The sequence below is a fragment of the Pseudoalteromonas sp. XI10 genome (assembly GCF_001469895.1).
GTDB lineage: Bacteria > Pseudomonadota > Gammaproteobacteria > Enterobacterales > Alteromonadaceae > Pseudoalteromonas.
In genome coordinates this window covers 33,106-51,318 of sequence record NZ_LOPY01000009.1, presented here as the reverse complement: position 1 = coordinate 51,318, position 18,213 = coordinate 33,106, and the positions used below count along the sequence as shown (strand labels likewise).

The 18,213-nt window shown below is 41.9% G+C and carries 20 protein-coding genes; 15 read left to right on the top strand and 5 right to left on the bottom strand.

What is annotated here, in order from left to right; translation table 11 throughout:
* Positions 1-128: 128 nt before the first annotated feature.
* From AUR67_RS01335 to AUR67_RS01325, 3 genes are all read right to left on the bottom strand, one after another.
* Positions 129-1,826 (bottom strand): diguanylate cyclase, encoded by a 1,698-nt coding sequence (locus AUR67_RS01335; RefSeq protein ID WP_058583810.1) that lies wholly within the window; start codon positions 1,824-1,826, stop codon positions 129-131.
* A 299-nt stretch (positions 1,827-2,125) separates the two neighbouring features.
* Positions 2,126-4,339, bottom strand: a complete 2,214-nt coding sequence (gene katG / locus AUR67_RS01330; RefSeq protein ID WP_058583809.1) for a catalase/peroxidase HPI — start codon at positions 4,337-4,339, stop codon at positions 2,126-2,128.
* 189 nt (positions 4,340-4,528) lie between these two features.
* The gene (locus tag AUR67_RS01325) at positions 4,529-7,282 is read right to left on the bottom strand and encodes an alpha/beta hydrolase family protein (protein WP_058583808.1); all 2,754 of its coding nucleotides are present in this window, start codon (positions 7,280-7,282) and stop codon (positions 4,529-4,531) included.
* Between the two features lie 358 nt (positions 7,283-7,640).
* Between AUR67_RS01325 and AUR67_RS01315 the strand changes: the two genes are divergently transcribed.
* Positions 7,641-7,994 carry a four helix bundle protein gene (locus tag AUR67_RS01315; RefSeq protein ID WP_058583806.1) on the top strand — a complete coding sequence of 118 codons (354 nt, stop codon included), beginning with the start codon at positions 7,641-7,643 and terminating at the stop codon, positions 7,992-7,994.
* A 134-nt stretch (positions 7,995-8,128) separates the two neighbouring features.
* Here AUR67_RS01315 and slmA read toward each other — a convergent pair whose 3' ends face one another.
* On the bottom strand, positions 8,129-8,716 hold the full coding sequence (gene slmA / locus AUR67_RS01310) for a nucleoid occlusion factor SlmA (protein WP_054554189.1): 588 nt from the start codon (positions 8,714-8,716) through the stop codon (positions 8,129-8,131).
* Positions 8,717-8,828: 112 nt separating this feature from the next.
* The gene (coaBC, locus tag AUR67_RS01305; protein ID WP_058583805.1) at positions 8,829-10,022 is read right to left on the bottom strand and encodes a bifunctional phosphopantothenoylcysteine decarboxylase/phosphopantothenate--cysteine ligase CoaBC; all 1,194 of its coding nucleotides are present in this window, start codon (positions 10,020-10,022) and stop codon (positions 8,829-8,831) included.
* 144 nt (positions 10,023-10,166) lie between these two features.
* Between coaBC and radC the strand changes: the two genes are divergently transcribed.
* The 14 genes from radC to AUR67_RS01235 all read left to right on the top strand — a co-directional run bounded on the left by radC (position 10,167) and on the right by AUR67_RS01235 (position 18,204).
* Complete coding sequence (gene radC, locus AUR67_RS01300) at positions 10,167-10,841, top strand: RadC family protein (protein ID WP_058583804.1); 675 nt, start codon at positions 10,167-10,169, stop codon at positions 10,839-10,841.
* 273 nt (positions 10,842-11,114) lie between these two features.
* A complete protein-coding gene (gene rpmB / locus AUR67_RS01295; protein WP_036973115.1) occupies positions 11,115-11,351 on the top strand; it encodes a 50S ribosomal protein L28 in 237 nt (78 codons plus the stop codon).
* Positions 11,352-11,362: 11 nt separating this feature from the next.
* A complete protein-coding gene (gene rpmG, locus AUR67_RS01290; RefSeq protein WP_022946036.1) occupies positions 11,363-11,518 on the top strand; it encodes a 50S ribosomal protein L33 in 156 nt (51 codons plus the stop codon).
* A gap of 228 nt (positions 11,519-11,746) precedes the next feature.
* Positions 11,747-12,088, top strand: a complete 342-nt coding sequence (gene rpsF / locus AUR67_RS01285) for a 30S ribosomal protein S6 (RefSeq protein ID WP_036973113.1) — start codon at positions 11,747-11,749, stop codon at positions 12,086-12,088.
* Positions 12,089-12,155: 67 nt separating this feature from the next.
* Positions 12,156-12,458 (top strand): primosomal replication protein N, encoded by a 303-nt coding sequence (priB, locus tag AUR67_RS01280; protein WP_036973732.1) that lies wholly within the window; start codon positions 12,156-12,158, stop codon positions 12,456-12,458.
* Positions 12,459-12,470: 12 nt separating this feature from the next.
* Complete coding sequence (rpsR, locus tag AUR67_RS01275; protein WP_002962753.1) at positions 12,471-12,698, top strand: 30S ribosomal protein S18; 228 nt, start codon at positions 12,471-12,473, stop codon at positions 12,696-12,698.
* 35 nt (positions 12,699-12,733) lie between these two features.
* Entirely contained in the window at positions 12,734-13,186 is a 453-nt protein-coding gene (rplI, locus tag AUR67_RS01270) for a 50S ribosomal protein L9 (protein WP_054554192.1), read from the top strand.
* Positions 13,187-13,488: 302 nt separating this feature from the next.
* Positions 13,489-13,920, top strand: a complete 432-nt coding sequence (locus AUR67_RS01265) for a type IV pilin protein (RefSeq protein WP_321166298.1) — start codon at positions 13,489-13,491, stop codon at positions 13,918-13,920.
* A gap of 5 nt (positions 13,921-13,925) precedes the next feature.
* Entirely contained in the window at positions 13,926-14,378 is a 453-nt protein-coding gene (locus AUR67_RS01260; RefSeq protein ID WP_058583802.1) for a GspH/FimT family pseudopilin, read from the top strand.
* Positions 14,375-14,776 (top strand): prepilin-type N-terminal cleavage/methylation domain-containing protein, encoded by a 402-nt coding sequence (locus tag AUR67_RS01255; protein ID WP_054563395.1) that lies wholly within the window; start codon positions 14,375-14,377, stop codon positions 14,774-14,776. Before AUR67_RS01260 ends, AUR67_RS01255 begins: the two co-directional genes overlap by 4 nt.
* On the top strand, positions 14,773-15,297 hold the full coding sequence (locus AUR67_RS01250) for a prepilin-type N-terminal cleavage/methylation domain-containing protein (protein ID WP_152996456.1): 525 nt from the start codon (positions 14,773-14,775) through the stop codon (positions 15,295-15,297). The genes AUR67_RS01255 and AUR67_RS01250 overlap by 4 nt, the downstream gene beginning before the upstream one ends.
* On the top strand, positions 15,290-17,038 hold the full coding sequence (locus tag AUR67_RS01245) for a PilX N-terminal domain-containing pilus assembly protein (RefSeq protein WP_235591773.1): 1,749 nt from the start codon (positions 15,290-15,292) through the stop codon (positions 17,036-17,038). Before AUR67_RS01250 ends, AUR67_RS01245 begins: the two co-directional genes overlap by 8 nt.
* A 142-nt stretch (positions 17,039-17,180) precedes the next feature.
* Positions 17,181-17,732, top strand: coding sequence for an RNA polymerase sigma factor (locus AUR67_RS01240; protein ID WP_054554197.1), 552 nt, complete (start codon positions 17,181-17,183; stop codon positions 17,730-17,732).
* Positions 17,719-18,204, top strand: coding sequence for a hypothetical protein (locus AUR67_RS01235; RefSeq protein WP_082389308.1), 486 nt, complete (start codon positions 17,719-17,721; stop codon positions 18,202-18,204). Before AUR67_RS01240 ends, AUR67_RS01235 begins: the two co-directional genes overlap by 14 nt.
* Positions 18,205-18,213 lie beyond the last annotated feature (9 nt).

Below are 18,213 nucleotides of genomic sequence, written 5' to 3'. Positions count from 1 at the left end.
CAAAGAAGAAACTCGATATCTTATATTTGCGCCTAGCACCTAGCACCTAGCACCTAGCACCTAAAACCTAGCGCTAAAAATTGTCGCCATAAATGACGACCTACATACTACCGCTCACCGCTTTTTCCCTAAGCAGCCACTTCAACACAATTACGGCCGTTACTTTTTGCTTTATACAATGCTTTGTCGGCAATGGTGAGGGTTTCTTTCACCGTTGTTGAAGCATGGCCAACGCTATGTACACCAATACTCACGGTAAACTGCACGGTTTGCACCTCATCAATGGTGATGTAGGTTTCTTGGGCTTTTTGGCGAATTCGCTCGGCAACTTGCTTGGCATCAAGTAGGTTACAATTGAGTAGTAACACGAACTCTTCGCCGCCGTAACGGCAGGCTATATCAGCAAGGCCTTGCTCTGAGGTGAGTATGTTGGCAAATGCGATAATGACTTTATCGCCAACATCGTGACCATATGTGTCGTTAATGTTTTTGAAGTGGTCGAGATCAGCAATTAGGAGGGTTAACTCTTGCTGATTGCTTGCCATAGCAGCAATGAGTTCTTCACTTTTTCTGTCAAAGTAACGGCGGTTGTAAAGGCCTGTCATAGGATCTGTATCGACTAGGCGGTTGAGCTCAGTTTGCTGTGCTTTAATTTTTTCGAGGCTCTTAATTCGATAAGAAAGAATAAACGCCATCATTAACGCTTCGAGCAAAATACCTATGCCAACACCGTGGCTATTAATCACGTTTGCGTCGCTGATCCCTTTGTAATAAAGCACCGCCAGCATATTAAAAATAACGAACATAGAGTGGCCGAGCAAAAAGTATTTTGCCAGTGTGTTACCTTTGCGCCACAGCGAAATAGATACTCCAAATGTCACCGTCATCATTAAAGCTGCCAAGCTACTGGCAGGTTTTAATGCCCCCACAATATCGAACAAGCTATAGATAAAGTCAGCAACCAGTAAGAACAAAATAATCGACAGCGCGATATGCTCTTTAGGGTAATGCTTTTTGGTTTCGAAAATGAGCATTACAAAAATCACTAAAAAGCTTGGCATGCTCAGTAAGTTAGAATTGAGCTGTAGTAGCTCGGCACTAAAAATACCAAAGAAGTTAGCAGCAACACCATAAGATAGCGCCACCCAAACCGTGCCAGAGATAAGATACAGGGCGTAAACAATGTTCTCGATTTTACGAGCCGATAAATACAAGAAGAAGTTATAAATCATTAGCGCTAACATCATCCCGACAAGTAGCGCAATGTAATTACCATTCCCGACAAGGGCTCGCTTTGAATGCTCTTCATCATAAATAGTTAATGCAAACCACTGATGTGAAAAGGTGACGCTTTTTATATAAATTGTTTTTTGCTGGTTAGGAGCAATATAAAACGAAAACACGGCACTGCCACCAAACATGTTGGCTTTAGGCCCAGTTTTATCAAGTTGAATAACTGATTGGTTTATCAGTTGTCCTGATTGTGTTTCGTAAAAGCTGACTTCTTCTAAATGATAGGCATCAGGGTTATGCACAAATAAGCGTAGGGTATCGCTGTAGCTATTTTTTATAACTATTTTTGACCACGTCGTTTTAGCGTTGGTGCCTAAAGTAAGCTCGTTTTGACTGTTGATAAAGTTTTGCTGCTGAACTTGTGAAAGAGGCATAGTGCCTGTGCTATCAATAAAATAGCTCATAGCAAATTGAGTGAGGTCAACGCTACGTTGTTCGATATTAACAATCGGGGAATTATCGGCACGGCTTTGGCTAGTTATGCTTAGGCATAATGAGTAGAAAACAAGAAGCAGTAAAAAGCGCGCAATCATCCCTAATGCCTGTGTCCAAATAAATATAATGATAAAGTTTTATTTTTAACGTAAACCGCTGCCTTGTCGAGTAAATTATCAACGAAAATAAAAAAAGCCGCTAATTTAGCGGCTTTGTTGGTTGCGAAATATGATATCAATCGACTTAAACATTTAATCCTTCTAGCGAGCTAAATAAAGCGCTAACTGCGTTATAATTTTTTTAAGTAGAATAACTACGTGTCAAAATTTACGCCTTGTTATCACTCTATTTTTCTGTCGCTATAAATGCTTAATAACTTAACACGATTGATATTGAATTAACGTAAGTCGAAACGATCTAGCGTCATCACTTTAGTCCATGCAGCTACGAAGTCATCAACGAACTTTTGTTTAGCATCGTCAGAGGCATACACTTCAGCAATTGAACGTAGCTCTGAGTTTGAACCGAAGATTAAATCTACTGGTGTTGCTGTCCACTTAAGTTTGCCTGACTTACGGTCACGGCCTTCGTAAATACCTTCTTCAGAAGACTTAGACCACTTCGTTGACATATCTAATAGGTTAACGAAGAAATCGTTGCTTAATGTGCCAGGTTTTTTCGTGAATACACCGTGTTTAGTTTGGTCAGTATTCGCGTTAAGGGCTCGCATACCACCTAGTAGTGCAGTCATTTCTGGTACTGATAAGCTTAGTAAATCAGCACGTTCAACTAACATTTCAGCCGGTGATTTCCATGCTGAGCTGTAGTAGTTACGGAACGCATCAGCTGTTGGCTCAAGTACTTCGAATGATTCAACGTCAGTCATTTCTAATGACGCGTCCATACGGCCTGGCTTGAATGGTACTGCGATAGAGAAACCCGCGTCGCTTGCTGCTTTTTCAATTGCAGCCGCACCACCAAGAACAATCATATCTGCTAGTGAAATTTCTTTACCGCCAGATGCTTTTTTGTTGAACTTAGTTTGGATTTTCTCAAGTTTGCTAAGTACTTTAGCCACTTCTTTCGGGTTGTTTACCGGCCAATCTTTTTGCGGAGCAAAGCGAATACGTGCACCGTTTGCACCACCACGCATATCTGTGTCGCGGTAGCTTGCTGCTGAAGCCCAAGCAACGCGCACTAGTTCAGATACAGATAAACCTGAATCTAAGATGCTAGCTTTAAGTGACGCGATATCTTTGCTATCAACTAGTTTGTGGTCAACCGCAGGGATGTAGTCTTGCCAAATTAATACTTCCTCTGGCACTAAGTCACCTAGGTAACGAGCACGTGGGCCCATATCGCGGTGGTTTAGTTTGAACCATGCTTTAGCAAATGCCAGTTCGAACTCTTTAGGGTCGTTTAAGAAACGCTCTGAAATCTTACGGAACTCAGGATCTGCTTTTAACGCGATATCAGTTGTGAACATGATAGGTGCATGACGCTTACCTTTAATATGCGCATCTGGCACTAGGTTAGACGCTTGACCATTTTCAGGGATCCACTGAGTCGCACCTGCAGGGCTCTTAGTTTTAACCCACTCAAAGCTGAATAAGTTTTGTAGGTAGTTGATTGACCAACGTGTTGGTGTCACTGTCCACGCACCTTCAAGACCTGAAGTGATGGTATCTTCAGAGTGACCTTTACCACATTTGTTTTTCCAACCTAAACCTTGCTCTTCGATACCTGCTGCTGCTGGCTCTTTGTCTAAACATGTCGCTTTTTTCGCACCGTGTGCTTTACCAAAGCTGTGACCACCGGCGATTAGCGCAACGATTTCTTCATCGTTCATTGCCATGCGGCCGAATGATAAACGAATGTCTTCTGCTGCTAGAAGTGGATCAGGGTTACCGTGAGGGCCTTCTGGGTTTACATAGATTAAGCCCATCTCAACTGCCGCTAATGGGCCTTTAAGTTTGCCTTTTTTATCACGACGTTCGTCAGTTAACATTTTGCCTTCAGGGCCCCAGTATACGTAATCTGGTTCCCAATCGTCTTCACGACCACCGGCATAACCGAAGGTTTTGAAGCCCATTGATTCAAGTGCAACGTTACCTGTTAACGCCATTAAGTCAGCCCAAGAAATGCTGCGACCGTATTTTTGTTTTATAGGCCAAAGTAAACGACGCGCCTTATCAAGGTTCGCGTTATCAGGCCAGCTGTTTAATGGGTCGAAACGTTGTTGACCACCGCCTGCGCCACCACGACCATCAAAAGTACGGTAAGTACCTGATGCGTGCCACGCCATACGGATGAAGAACGGACCATAGTGACCGTAGTCAGCAGGCCACCAATCTTGAGAATCAGTCAATACTTTCTCAATATCAGCTTTCACTGCGTTTAGGTCTAACTTTAAGAATTCTTTTTTGTAATCAAAGTAAGGACCCATAGGATCAGACTCTGCGCCATGGGCACGAAGTTGGCTAAGATCTAATTGCTCTGGCCACCAGAATTGGTTTGATTTGATGTCGTTTGTAGCTTGTACGCCTGTTGCCACCAACAGTGATACAGCAACAGCTACTTTAGACAAAGCTGAAGTTGATTTCTTAAACATTGTGTTGTCTCCAGTTAGAAGTTGGGTGAAATATAGTTATGTTCTGGTTAACTTTCCACTTACAAACTGGGGTTTAAATCGATTGATAAAATCGAAAAAATAGATGGTGTGATTGATTTTATAGAACAAAGCCAGCAAAAATGCTGGCTCTGGGGGAGGTGTGCAGTAAGCTTAAATTCAGCTTATTGCTTATTCTTCAATAAAGGGTATGCCATTTTTGATCCACTCAGCGGCTGGTTTGCCTTTTAAGTAGTGATCAAAATATTCCATCATGCGTACTGAAAAATCCACTTGGTTAGGGAATTTCTTCAGGTGATGTGGTTCACCTTCGTATTGTAAGAAGGTGGAATCTTTACCCGCACGACGAAGCGCTAGGTAGTACTGAACACCTTCGTGCCATGGCACAGCATCATCTTTGTCGCCAAACATAATCAGAATTGGAGTATTCACCTTATCGGCGAAGAACACTGGTGAATTTTCGATGTATAGCTCTGGCGCTTCGAATAACGTTTTACCAATGCGGCTTTGACCTGTTTCGTATTGGAATTGACGCGCAAGGCCTGATTTTAAGCGAATACCACTATAAGCACTGGTCATGTTAGATACTGGCGCACCCGATACAACCGCCTTAAACATATCTGTTTGAGTGATCATAAAGGCGCTTTGGTAGCCTGCCCATGAGTGACCTTGTAAACCAATTTTATCTGGATCAGCAATGCCTAAATCAATTAACTTTTGAGTGGCGTTGATCATCGTTTGGGTTGACGATTTACCTGGGTGACCAATTTCAAAACGGATATCAGGTAAGAAAATCGCATAACCATTTGAAGTAAACATCGGGAAGTTAGGACGATGATTTAACTCCATTTTCGGGAAGTCATACATGCGTTGGCTCATATAGCGGTAGAAGTATACAACTACTGGAACCTTATCGCCTTTTTTGTAGCCCGCAGGCTTAATTAATACGCCTTGTAAATCTTCACCATCAAACCCTTTGTAGCTAATAAGCTCAGGCTTTTGGCCCCATGCAAAGTTGCTAATTTGTGGGTTTAGGTTGGTAACACGCTGTGGCTTTTTAAAGCTAAAGTCAGTTTGGTAGTAATCAGGAAATTGCTGATATGTTTGCGCAGTAAATAGGTATTTGTCGGCATTTTTCGCCTTTTTCACCACATCATAGCGCTTTTTACCTGAAAGTACTTTGCTCACTTTATTGCTTGATAAGTCAAGTTTGGCAATTTCAGTTTGCTTATCTTGCAGGTTCTTTGCACTTAGCAATAATGTTTCGTCTTTGGCAAAGCCCACTTGGTCTTTATCAAGTTTAATAACACGATATTGGGTATTGGTTTCTTTACCTTGAGTTAAACGGGTTGCTTTTTGTGTTACGACATCAAAAGCCCAAATATCAAATTTACTGTAAACCAGTACTTGGCTGCTGTCGTTTAACCAGCCTGCAAAACCATAACCCGGCTGAGGCGATGGGTAGTCATGTTTATCATCAGCAAAAATAGCGTTAATTGCTTTAGATAATGTCGAAACCTTGTTGTTACCTAAATCTTTAAGCTGTACTTGGCTGTCTTGGAAAAATGCCGCAAATTGACCATTAGGCGCAAGGCTTGGTCTAAACGGATAGTCGCTGACAATAGCGGTTTGTTTACCGGTTTTAACATCAACACTGAAGTAATCTGCGTAAAAGCCGCCATACATAATACGTTCTAGGTAAGGTCGGTCTGAATAGCCTAATAGCGCTTCGCGATGAGTATTAAGTGAAACCTCAGGCATATTCGGCGTGCTTAACTGCACAACTTGCTGACCATTTACATGATATACCGCTTGATAGTGACGAAGCTTATTCGCTTTGTTCCATTGCTGCTCTTCGCGTGGCTTAATTTCAGCGTCTTTATTGTGCCAAACGTTTAGGCCCTTTTGGTCGCGAATGGTATCGAAATCATATAAAGAGGCTTCATCTTTGTATTCTTTTGCAACAACTTTTGCAGCGAGTTTAGGGTGGTTTTCAAAGTATAAACGAGCACCATCTTCAGACCATTTTAGCGATGCTGTTTTGCCAATAGTCCAGCTACTATCTGCAGAGTTAATGGTTGAAAGCGCCCCATTTTGTAAAAGCTGTAAGCTGTGGTCACGACGGCGTGTATCATTATTAACGTAATTACCAATTAATAGCGCTGCGGTATTGCTGTTTGGTTGCCAAGCTATTTTATTTGCCACCACACCCGGCTCATCAATCAGTACACTCGTTGCAAAGTCATTATTAAGATCAACCAATACAACTTGGTTGTCGGCACCATCACTGTAGCTTTGGCTTGCTAATAATTGCTCGCCAGTGCTACTCATTGCATAACTAAATACATTATCTACAGTGTGAGTGGTTTTGTCTTGAAGGTTAACAAGCACTAAATCAAAGCTTTTATCTTTTTTGTCTGGCTTGATTTCGCTGCTGTTTTCGTCTTTTTCTTCGCCGTCTTTTTTATCTGCTTTCTTATCTAGTCGGTAAGCAAGCCATACACCATCATCCGATAGTGCATAGTCTTTTACATCGTTAAAGGTTTGTTGCTCACCATTGTTAGTATTCACTAAAACAAGGTTGTTTTTTAGCTGGTCTTTTTTCTTGGTGGTTTCTTTTTCAAGTAGGGTAGGTACCTGAGTAAAAGCTACCCAGTTTGCTGCTTTATTAATAGTTGGGCGAGTACCGCGCTCAACGCTAGTTAGCAGGGTGTTGTTGTTTAATGTATAAACCAAACCTTGTGCATTACCGCGATAAGGGTCGGCACTAAAGCTAAGAATTTGGCCATCTTCAGAAAGTTGGGTGCCTTTTGCGTATTTAAAATCAAACACGTCTTTAAATTGCAGAGCTTCTTTCGCACTAACCTGTGCACTACCAAGGCTTGTCACCAAGGCTAAGCTCAAAAGTGATAATTGCGCTTTCATTTATCTTTCTCGTTGTTTTTAAATTGATGCACCCAGTGTAGCGTTTTTAATAAACAATTCGAGTAGATACGATAAGTGGCGTGTTTGGGGAGGTGGAAGGGGAAGTTACGAGGGGAAAGTTGCTAGGGGAAAGTTGCAAGGGGAAAGTTGCAAGGGGAAAGTTAGAAAGGGGAAAGTTAGAAAGGGGAAAGTTAGAAAGGGGAAAGTTAGAAAGGGGAAAGTTAGAAAGGGGAAAGTTAGAAAGGGGAAAGTTAGAAAGGGGAAAGTTGAAATATGGGAAAGTTGAAATATGGGAAAGTTGGAATATGGGAGTTGCTAGGCTATAAGTAGAGATATGTTTTAAATAAGGATATTTAAAATGAAATTTGAAAGCCTAGATGTTTGGAAGCGCTCTGCTACGCTAGCAATTGCAATTTTTCAACACTTTAAATCGAGTCGTGAGTATTGTTTGAAAGACCAAATTAAGCGCTCTAGTTTGTCTATTTCATCGAATATAGCAGAAGGCTATGAGCGGATGTCTTCAAAAGATTGTGTGCGTTTTCTTTACTATGCAAAAGGAAGTTGTGGTGAGCTAAGATCACAGCTCTATATATCGCTTCAGGTCGGTGAAGTTAGCACAGAGCTGGCAAATAAATGGATAATGGAAACGCAGGAATTATCAATGATGTTAGCGGGCTTAATCAGAGCAATTAATAATGCGAATCAAAGGTAGTAGTTAGAAAGGGGAAAGTTAGAAAGCAGCTTGCTAACTTTACTCTTTCCCCTAGAAGCTCGCTAACTGTTTTGAGTTAAATCTGATAGCTGACGGCTGAAGGCTGACAGCTCAAACTTTCCCCTAGCAACTCACTACAACCAAATCTTCTGTAGTTCTGGCCATTGTTTTTCAAATTGTGCACTTGGTTTTGCTTTAAAGTCGCTGCGCACGAATTGGTTCATCTTACCTTCTACATAGGCGAGTAAGAAGTTGGCTAGGGTGCTTTCGTCTGACTGGAATGCTTTACCTTCGCGAAGTTTGCGTTCGCGTAGCACTTGCTTGAACTGAGTTTCTAGCTTTTCAAATAAGCCTTGTACACGCTCACGTAAACGCTCTTGCTCACCTTGTAAGGCATCACCGGTCAAAATGCGGGTAATGCCCGGGTTTTTCTCGGCGAAGGCTAACAATAACAGCAAAATATTGTATACACGTGTTTGGCTTTCTTTCTCATTTTCTAAAATGAGGTTAATGCGTGATAACAGGGTATCTTCAATAAACTCGATTAGGCCCTCAAACATCCGTGCTTTACTCGGAAAATGACGATATAACGCAGCTTCAGACACACCTACCTCGGCCGCGAGTTTTGCGGTTGTGATACGTTGACCTGGGCTGGTTTCTAACATTTGTGCGAGTGCTTGCAGAATCTGCTCTTTGCGATTACTTCTTTTTGTCGCAGGCATGACCATTCCTTTCTTATAATTTATTACTTGCGCTGTTGGGAGTCAGACAAGCCATTTTTTGTGCAAATGAGTGGCTTATGTTAATGTTTTATTCAGTTTCTTTCCAGCATTTTTACAAACGCTTGGCAAGCTCAGTCATTACGCTCATGGCTAAATCTTTTTTACTTCCCATTGCTAAATCTAGCTGCTCATTGTGCCAGAAGAGTGTTAAAGCATTATGATCAGAATTAAAGCCAAGACCTTCTTTTGATACGTCATTTGCGCAGATCATATCGAGGTTTTTGTTCTTTAATTTACCTTGTGCATAGCTTGCAACATCTTGAGTTTCTGCCGCAAAGCCAACGGTATAAGGGCGGTTTTCGCTAAGCGCAGCGACGTTAGCGATAACATCTGGATTTTTAACTAAGGTAAGGGTTAGTTCATCACCTTGCTTTTTCATCTTTTGCTCATGAATTGCTGCTGCACGGTAATCAGCCACTGCTGCACAGCCGATAAAAGCATCCGATTGCGCGGCTAGCTTCATTGAGGCGGTAAGTAATTGCTCAGCACTTTCTATATTAGTAAGCAGGGCATTAGCAGGTGCTTTAATTGTTACGGGGCCTGAAATCAGATTTACCTTTGCACCTAGCGCAAGTGCAGCTTCTGAAAGGGCATAACCCATTTTGCCTGAGCTGTGGTTAGAGATATAACGAACAGGGTCAAGGGCTTCTCGGGTTGGTCCTGCTGTAATCGTGATGGTTTTGCCTGCAAGTAATGGCTCTACCTCAGGTTGTGTACAAAGCGCGACTAACTCATGAGGCTCTAACATGCGTCCTGCGCCTACATCACCACAGGCTTGCTCGCCTTTACCTGGGCCCCAAATAACCACACCACGCTCACTAAGTGTGGCAAGATTTGCTTGTGTAGCAGGGTGGGCATACATTTGTTGGTTCATTGCAGGTGCAACCGCCACTTTTGCTGGGGTGGCGAGTAGCAGGGTCGTCAGTAAGTCATCTGCAATACCCATGGCCATTTTGGCTAAAATATTACTGGTTGCTGGGGCGACTAAAATAAGGTCTGCCCATTTGGCAAATTCGATATGACCCATTGCAGCTTCTGCTGCTGGGTCGAGTAATGAATCAGAAACAATCTCACCGCTTACCGCTTGCATAGTTAAAGGAGTAATAAAGTGTTTGGCTGAGTCGGTCATGACGACTTTTACTTCACAGCCTTGATCTTTTAAACGGCGAACAAGTTCTGCGCATTTATAGGCTGCAATACCACCACTCATACCTAGCAGGATTTTTTTATTTACTGATTTTGTCATTACGTGAAATTTAACCTTTGTCGATATGGGCTAACGATAGCAAATCTTTACCGATAGCATGAAGTTTTCTTTTATACAGACAGGAAAAAATTGGATTTTATAGTACAGTTTAATAAGTGGAATAGTTGTTTTAAGGATGAAGCAATGCCATTAACAGATCTACCTTTATCAGCAAGGCCTCGGGAGAAGTTACTTGCCCAAGGCGCCAAAGCACTCTCAGATGCAGAGTTATTAGCAATCTTCTTACGTACCGGTGTGCCGGGCATGAATGCCATTGAGCTGGCTGAGCACCTACTCGATATAAACAGCACTTTGCACGACTTATTTAATGCATCTGAACAAGAGTTTTGTGCCCAAAAGGGTTTAGGAGCCGCTAAGTATGTGCAGCTTCAAGCGGTACTTGAGCTAAGCCGGCGCTATATGCTTGAGCAATGTAAGCGCGATGCACTATTTACTTCGCCGCAAGCTGTGTATGACTATTTAACTATTCAATTACGTGGCTTACAGCAAGAAGTATTTATGGTGCTGTACTTAGATAGTCAAAACCAGCTAATTAAAGACGAAGTACTTTTTTACGGCACTATTAATGCCGCTTCTGTTTACCCACGCGAAGTTGTTAAAGCTGCACTGCGTAATAATGCGGCGGCTCTAATACTTGCTCATAACCACCCAAGTGGGGTTGCTGAACCTAGTCAGGCCGATAAATTAATCACCACAAAATTACAGCAAGCCTTAGCCTTAATTGATATAAATGTGCTGGATCACATCATAGTGGGTGGTGAAAATTGTGTTTCGTTTGCTGAAAGAGGGCTTATATAGAGCCAACTGTATTAGAGAGTGTGTTAAAAATGAGCAGTTTAGGGCGATTTTAGAAATTAGTTTAATTTAAATGCAGTTTTTACTTTCCCTAAGGGCATTCGATCTTTATAATTAGCCGCTATCAAATTTACACATGAGCTGATTGGATAAGATCTGTTACTTGATCTTTGCCTGTATAAGCTGTATAAAGAGCGCCCTTCGATTTATCCCGGGGCACAAATACTGGCCTAAGGGAAAATTAAGCTCGAGCGAAGTTATTGGAGATATATAGACATGTCTAAAGTATGTCAAGTTACAGGTAAGCGTCCAGCGGTTGGTAACCACCGTTCACACGCGAGAAACGCGACTAAACGTCGTTTCCTACCTAACCTACAAACTCACCGTTTTTGGGTTGAAAGTGAAAAACGTTTTGTAACACTACGCACTACTACTAAAGGTATGCGTATTATCGATAAAAAAGGCATCGACGCGGTTCTTACAGAAATCCGTGCTCGTGGCGAAAAAGTTTAAGGAACTGAATCATGCGCGATAAGATCCGTTTAGTTTCAACTGCTGGTACTGGTTTTTTCTACACTACCGACAAGAACAAGCGTAACATGCCTGAAAAAATGGAAATCAAAAAATACGATCCTAAAGCTCGTAAACACGTGATTTTCAAAGAAGCTAAAATCAAGTAATTTTAGTTTTCAGAATATCAAAAACCCAGCTTCGGCTGGGTTTTTTGTTTTTAGCGTTTAGAAAATCTTAATAGAGCACAATAATCTAGCTTGGCTTGCTGTTTTATCTTGCTTAATTATCAATCTAAGCGTAAAATGCGCGCTCATTTCGGCTTATTAAATTTAATTCCTTGCCTTAAACCGACTGGCCGAAACGGTAGAAGGCTCTATTAACCGTAAGGAATATCCATGCGTCATTACGAAATCGTATTCATGGTTCACCCTGATCAGAGTGAGCAAGTACCTGGTATGATCGAACGTTATACTGGTTCTATCACTGAAGCTGGTGGTACTATCCACCGTCTTGAAGACTGGGGCCGTCGTCAATTGGCTTACCCAATCGACAAGCTTCACAAAGCTCATTATGTTCTTATGAACGTTGAAGCACCTACTGAAGTAATCAGCGAGCTAGAAACTACTTTCCGCTACAACGATGCAGTGCTTCGTAACTTAGTTATGCGTACTAAAGACGCTGTAACTGAAGCATCTCCTCTTGCGAAAGAAGAGAAGAAAGAAGCACCAGCTGCTTAATCGTTTTGAGTTCAAGCATGGCGCTTGCAGTTGAGACAAAAAGATGAGCCAACCGCTTAATCCTTATATGAATCAGCTGACATTATCTGGGGTTGTTTGTAAAACACCTAAATATAGTCAAAGCCCTGCTGGTATACCGCATTGTATTTTTGTTCTTGAACATAAATCGATGCAAGTTGAAGCAGACCTTAACCGTAATAGTTATGTCAGGCTTCAAGTTGTTGCCAGCGGCACGCCAATGCAACAACAAACTCAACAATTGCACGTTGGGCAACAAGTGCAAGTGACGGGGTTTTTAAACCGTCACGAAGGCCGAAACGGCTTAAGCCAATTGGTCTTGCATGCTCAACATATAGAAAGAATTTTTTGAGGAATTTTACTCATGGCACGTTATTTCAGACGTCGTAAGTTCTGCCGCTTCAAAGCGGAAGGCGTACAACAAATCGATTATAAAGATCTAGCTACTCTTAGAAACTATGTTACAGAAAGTGGCAAAATCGTACCTAGCCGTATCACAGGTACTAGCGCTAAATATCAGCGTCAGCTAGCAACTGCTATCAAGCGTGCTCGCTACTTAGCCCTTCTTCCATACACTGACTTACATAAGTAAGCAGCGGATTAACAGTTTTTAAAAGGTGTAGAGACATGCAAGTTATTCTACTAGACAAGATCGCAAACCTAGGTGGCCTAGGTGACCAGGTTGTAGTTAAATCTGGCTTCGCACGTAACTTCCTTTTCCCACAAGGTAAGGCAGTTCCTGCAACTAAAGCTAACATCGAAACTTTCGAAGCACGTCGTGCTGATTTAGAAGCTAAGATCGCTGAAGATCTAGCTGCTGCTCAAGCTCGCGCTGACAAGTTAGAAGCATTAGCTGAAGTTACACTAGTTTCTAAAGCTGGTGACGAAGGCAAGTTATTCGGTTCTATCGGTACTCGCGACATCGCTGAAGCTATTTCAGCTGTTGGCGTTGAAGTTGCTAAATCAGAAGTTCGTTTACCTCTAGGTACTATCCGTGAGACTGGCGAATTTGACGTAGCAATCGCAGTACACTCAGACGTATCGGCTACTATCAAAGTAATCGTTATCGCTGAAGCTTAATAGCAATATTAAGTAAAAAAGCCGCACTTAGGTGCGGCTTTTTTGTGCCTGAAATTTATGAATTGTAGCATTTTGTACCGCTATTGCTTCCTCGGTTGCCATCTAATAGTATTAGTTTCTATATTTTAAACACATAAATACCAATCCTATAATCTTACCTATTTTACAAACAGACGTTCTTTTTTCTTAATTTTCTTATTCTTATTAGTATAATCGAATGAGTAAAAGTAAATTGGTTAAAATTGACACTGACAACGCTGTCATTTATATTGTGCTGGTTAAAAAGTATTAAGGGGTTGAGGTTGAAAAGTGCATTAGTACCACATGGAATGGGTAAACAAACAGGATTTACATTAGTAGAAATTCTTATCGTGATCGCTATTTTAGGGATTCTGTATAGCGTAGCACTACCTGCTTACACTGAGCACATGCAACGTAGTCGCCGTGCTGACATTCAACAAGAGTTACTGCAATACAGCGCCAGCCTCGAACGTATTTATTCACGAAATGGCGGCTACCCTAATGCATTCGTAACCCAAAATACCGACTATTACACCTTTACCTACACAGCAACAGATAAAGTATCAGGTGCTGTAAGCGATTTTAAAAATCGTGGCTACAGTTTAAAAGCAGCTCCTAAATCGGGTTCGGCGCAAGCAGGTGATCGCTGTGGTGACTTAACCGTTAAACATGATGGTAGTTATAGCGCTTCATTTAGTGATTGCTGGGAGTAACACAATTGCGTCGAATTGCAGGGTTTACCTTAATTGAGTTAATGGTTGTGCTGAGTGTTATTGGCATTATGGCAGCCCTTGCTTTTCCGTCTTTTAGTCAGCAAATTTTGCAAGATCGCGTGGTAACTACTGCAAATCAATTAAATAGCGCCTATAAATTTGCACGCAGTGAAGCGGTCAAACGCGACAAACCTATTAACCTAGTTGTTAGTAATAATAGTTGGCAAGTGACCCTCAACGAGGGTGGGGTAGACACTGTTTTAAAAGAATTTTCGGTCACAAAAAGCGGTGTTACCGTCAATTTAGTCGCATTGGCCATTAGTGCCAGTGGCGAAGTTGATAAACAAGCTGAAATTTTAGTGAAAGATGAGCACACAAATACCACAGATTACGTGATGTGTGTGCTTAAAAGTGGCCAAAACTGGTTAGTAGAAAATTCACAGCGAGGATGTGCATGAATAAGCAGGCAGGCTTTTCATTATTAGAAGTGATGATTTCAGTGGTGATCGCTGGCATCGCATTATTAGGCTTGGCGGCAGCGCAGCTCAAATCGCTGCAATATGCAACCAATAGCTTTAATTACACCGTGTCACTTATTCAAGGGCAAAATACCATTGAGCGTTTGTGGCCGCGTATTTGTGAAATTCAAAAAACCAATACCGCACTTTTTCAAGACGCGACATTTAGAGCTTCGCTCGCGCCGCAAGTGAGTGATTATCAACTGACGATCCCAGCTACTTACAGTGATGATATGCAAGTTAATGTGGCTTGGGTCGATAAGCGCATGACAGACAATGCAGAAAATCAAATTAGTCTAAATGCCAGTTTCCCTGATTTAACGGCGGTATGTTCATGAATAAACGCGTTCAGGGTTTTACCTTAGTTGAACTGATGGTGGCATTGGCAGCAGGCGCGTTTTTATTAGCGGGAGTAAGCTTGTCTTACTCGGCGATTAAAAGCACGATTGAAGTAAGTAAAGAGCTTGAAAACGCTCAAGAAGTGATTCGCTATACCAGTAAAGTATTCAACCGCAGCATAAAGCAAACACAACTAACACCCACCATCAGTGCAGATAAAAGCACGATTACTATTACTCAGCCAAGTGGTGTCATTGCCTGTGATGGCTCTGCGACAACTGCGCAGGTGGTTGAAGTATATAGCTTAAATGGTAGCAGCTTAATGTGTTCTCTCGATGGTGCTGCCTCAGAGCGATTACTGACAGGTATCGAAGCTTTGTCATTTGATATCGCCGGTGAGCTTGTAACCGTTACTGTAAAGCCAAATGATTTACCTGCTCAGTTTGGCAATGGCATTAATATTGATATTGCGTTAACCAATGCAATATTAGTCAAAGCATACGGAGCTGGCAGTGTATAACAAGCAAAATGGTTTCACCTTAATTACAGTGTTGATCTTAACCAGTATGGCCAGCATCGTGGTGCTTAGTTCGCTACGTGAAAACGTTGTTCAAGAACGCTTAAGTGGTAACTTCCAAAAGAAATTAAACAGCCGCTTATTGGCAGAAAAAGGTGTATTTGAGCAAGCTAAGTTATTGCAACAAACCTTGAATGAGGAAGGTGTATTAGCGGTTGAAGATTTGATCAGTAAAACCAGTAATGCATCGGGCTCTGGTGTTATCGCTGATGATGCCATTTTTAATGCCAGTTTAAGTCAAAATGCTGCCGGTGAGCTTGAAATTGCAAGCTTAGGGCAACGATTTGATGGTGACGCACAAAGTAACTTAGTCGCCCGTTTTGCAGTACAAGGCGTGAAAGGCAGCTCTATTTTCACTAATGCGATGGTGGGCTGTAAAGGGGTTAACTTGTCGGGTAGTGGTAGTATCGACAGCTATGATTCGAGCAAAGGCACCTACGAAGAAACCAAGTCGAATGATGGTGATGTTTCAACGATTGCTGGTGATTCAGATGTGGTGCTATCGGGTCATTCACCGATAAAGGGCGATGTAAAAGCGACCGGGGTTATCTACTTAAATGGTTCATCACCAATTATTGGTAATATCCATTCAAATACCGGTGTTTATATTTCTCCTGGCAGTGGTTTACGTGTTGACGGTAATGTTTATACCCGAGGTTATTATACTCATCGTGGCGGAACTGTTTCGGGCGTTGTGCGAGCGAATGGTGATGCAAAAATGCAGTGGTCTACATTCATCACTAATAGCCAAGACGAAGCTCTGGATATTATGTATGGCGGCTCAGGCGATTTTAAAGACACCTACAATAATCAACAAGATGGTGTGCACTACAGTGATAGCAAGTTTAATGTAAACCCGAATGTTGAGCCGATAACTGTTGCTGACCCAACAGCCCCTGATTATGACCCAACAAATCCAGACACCAGCTGCGACCCGTTAATTTTGCCAGAGAAAATGACAGACATCACAGACCAAGTGAGCAGTTATAGTTCTGTTTCGATTGGTCCTACGCAACAATTTAAACTTAATACTGAAAAGGGCTTTTTTAGTAGCGGTGGTAGCCAAGTTATTTTGCCAAACCTTGCCGATGTTTTCTTGTTTAACTCTAAAGCGCAAAACCAAGCTAATGGCAGTAACAGTAAAGAGTATATCTTTGCACTTGATAGGCTCAAAATGACCAGTGACGGCAAAATGGAAGTTTCTGGTGGTGATGTTATTTTACTGATTGATGGAGACTTTTCGATGGAAGGGGACACCAGCTTAACAATCAAAAAAGACAGTAGCTTAACAGTGTTATTAACCGGAAAAGTAAATATTGGTGCAGGCGCAAAAGTCATTACTGAGCAGGAAGGATTAACCACCAGTGGCCATCCGTCGTTATCATTTTATTCATCATTTAATGGTGTAAATGGCGTGCAATTTAGTGGTGCTGCGAATTTATATGCGGCTATTTATGCACCTTTGACAACAGTGAAGCTATCGGGCAGTGGCGAGCTGTTTGGTAGTGTACGTGGCTCAACAATTACTGCATCAGGGGGCAGTGGTGCTCACTATGATGCGGGTTTATTACAAGTACAAAATGGTGGCTCGCCTGCTTCTTCGGCACGCATCGTATTTTTAGGTTGGAGCTACAAAACCACAGAAACAACTGAAGAAGAAAGCGAAGCATCACCTGCCGAATAACATAAATCCCCAAATAAAATTGTGTAAGCTCAATTATTTGTAGCTTACACAAAAAAAATTAATTTCATTTAAACCTTTTGAATCCCTCCTTACGTCTAATACACTAAATTCACAACAATAATCATAAAGGACAACATCCAGGATGTTGATAGATGCAGAACAAGCGTTCGCCCAGCAAAGTGAGCATGCCTTGATAGAGCGCGTAAAAAGCGGTGATCAAGCTGCCTATGCAACACTTTATGAGTTGCATGTGAAGCGGGTTTATAGCCTTTGTTTAAGATTGCTTGCAGACAAAGAGCACGCCGAAGATGCAACACAAGAAGTGTTTGTACAGTTGTGGCACAAAATCGCTAACTTTGATGGACGCTCACAATTTTCGACTTGGTTACATAGTGTTACCAGCAATATTGCGATTAGCTACATTCGCAAACATAAAAGCTGGTTTCAAAAAGTAGTGAGTTTTGAACAAAGCGGTATGGATGAGCAAAGCGCAGCAGATTGCGATGGCTTTAACGGCCTCGATAAATTAGTACTGAGACTACCTGAGCGAGCGCGTATGGTGTTTGTACTTCATGCAATTGAAGGTTATCGCCATGAAGAAATAGCAAGCATGCTTGATATGGCGGTCGGTTCAAGTAAATCGCAATTTCACCGTGCAAGGCAGTTATTAAAAGAGTGGTATGAAAATGAGTAAGCCAGAATTTGAACAATTTTTAAATGACTCGCTTAACCATAAGCAAGATATTAGCCCAGACAAAGATCTCTGGCCCGGTGTTGAGCGAGCAATTGCAACAGGGCAACCAGAGCAAACTGAGAAGCCAAACCATGGCTGGAATAAACTCGCTGCAGTTGCCGCTTGTTGTATTGCCGCACTATTGACCGTACAGCTTTTTGTTGGCCAAGGTGAGCCAAATAGCATGATGGCAATGAGCGACTATTTTACCAAGCAAAAGCAAGGTTTGTTGGTGCAGTATCAAAATCAACCTGCGTTAACCGATAACTGGCAGCAACAACTAAAAGAGTTAGAAGAAGCCGAAAGTGCCATTAAGCAAGCACTTGAGAATGAACCTGAAAACCCAGCTTTATTACAAATGCTGTCGCAGGTTTATCAGCAACAACTGGACTTAATTAACAAGGTGCATGCACCGAAGTGGCAAACGATTTAGGAGTGACAA

Bases quoted from the DNA above. Each gene is read 5' to 3' on its own strand.
- AUR67_RS01255 (WP_054563395.1), top strand. From the start codon at position 14,375: ATGAATAAGCAGGCAGGCTTTTCATTATTAGAAGTGATGATTTCAGTG.
- priB (WP_036973732.1), top strand. From the start codon at position 12,156: ATGAATCAGCTGACATTATCTGGGGTTGTTTGTAAAACACCTAAATAT.
- AUR67_RS01235 (WP_082389308.1), top strand. From the start codon at position 17,719: ATGAAAATGAGTAAGCCAGAATTTGAACAATTTTTAAATGACTCGCTT.
- AUR67_RS01240 (WP_054554197.1), top strand. From the start codon at position 17,181: ATGTTGATAGATGCAGAACAAGCGTTCGCCCAGCAAAGTGAGCATGCC.
- AUR67_RS01335 (WP_058583810.1), bottom strand. From the start codon at position 1,826: ATGATTGCGCGCTTTTTACTGCTTCTTGTTTTCTACTCATTATGCCTA.
- AUR67_RS01250 (WP_152996456.1), top strand. From the start codon at position 14,773: ATGAATAAACGCGTTCAGGGTTTTACCTTAGTTGAACTGATGGTGGCA.
- AUR67_RS01315 (WP_058583806.1), top strand. From the start codon at position 7,641: ATGAAATTTGAAAGCCTAGATGTTTGGAAGCGCTCTGCTACGCTAGCA.
- rpsR (WP_002962753.1), top strand. From the start codon at position 12,471: ATGGCACGTTATTTCAGACGTCGTAAGTTCTGCCGCTTCAAAGCGGAA.
- coaBC (WP_058583805.1), bottom strand. From the start codon at position 10,022: ATGACAAAATCAGTAAATAAAAAAATCCTGCTAGGTATGAGTGGTGGT.
- rpmB (WP_036973115.1), top strand. From the start codon at position 11,115: ATGTCTAAAGTATGTCAAGTTACAGGTAAGCGTCCAGCGGTTGGTAAC.
- katG (WP_058583809.1), bottom strand. From the start codon at position 4,339: ATGTTTAAGAAATCAACTTCAGCTTTGTCTAAAGTAGCTGTTGCTGTA.
- AUR67_RS01325 (WP_058583808.1), bottom strand. From the start codon at position 7,282: ATGAAAGCGCAATTATCACTTTTGAGCTTAGCCTTGGTGACAAGCCTT.
- rpsF (WP_036973113.1), top strand. From the start codon at position 11,747: ATGCGTCATTACGAAATCGTATTCATGGTTCACCCTGATCAGAGTGAG.
- rplI (WP_054554192.1), top strand. From the start codon at position 12,734: ATGCAAGTTATTCTACTAGACAAGATCGCAAACCTAGGTGGCCTAGGT.
- slmA (WP_054554189.1), bottom strand. From the start codon at position 8,716: ATGCCTGCGACAAAAAGAAGTAATCGCAAAGAGCAGATTCTGCAAGCA.
- rpmG (WP_022946036.1), top strand. From the start codon at position 11,363: ATGCGCGATAAGATCCGTTTAGTTTCAACTGCTGGTACTGGTTTTTTC.
- radC (WP_058583804.1), top strand. From the start codon at position 10,167: ATGCCATTAACAGATCTACCTTTATCAGCAAGGCCTCGGGAGAAGTTA.